This window comes from Oleiphilus sp. HI0128 (assembly GCF_001635365.1).
The window spans coordinates 1-515 of record NZ_LWGG01000701.1 but is presented as its reverse complement, the minus strand read 5'-3'; the positions used below and the strand labels follow the sequence as shown (position 1 = coordinate 515).

Annotated in this window: 1 protein-coding gene; it reads right to left on the bottom strand. The window is 55.9% G+C overall.

The window, feature by feature from the left end:
* Positions 1-515 (bottom strand): transposase (locus tag A3763_RS08675; protein WP_197482860.1); only part of this gene is annotated, 515 nt, incomplete at both ends.

The window sequence follows — 515 nt, the reverse complement described above, 5'->3', positions numbered from 1 at the left end:
TTCTAGTTTGTCAGGCTTTTTTCCGCGTTTAGCCGGTGTGACCTGAACACGGTGTTTGCTGTTCGGTGCGAAGACTCCGTGGAATCGGGTGAGGTTGACGCGCGGCTTGGGTACCAGTGCAGCCAGCTTGGCCATGAAGTCCATGGGTTCGAAGATCACATGGGTTGTGCCATTGCGATACGGGGTTTTGAGTTCATACCGAACGTGTCCATTGGAGGTCAATGCCAGGCGCTTTTCTGAAACAGCGGGTCGGCTAACGTAGCGGCAGAGCCGTTCGAGTTTATCCCTCTGATGTCCTTCGGCCATCACACCGGCGTGGAGTGAAAACCCTGCCACTTTAGCCGCTTGGCCATAGCCTGGCTTCTCACTTTCGCAATGAGGGAAGGTTTGCAGGGTGAAGACCTTACTCCCTTGCTGGGGGCCGGTGGCGATGCGGTAAGTCACCGAGGAACCGTGCAGTTGCGTGAGTACATCTCCTCCTTCCTCGTCCAGCGTCAACCAGGTATTCTCGGCAT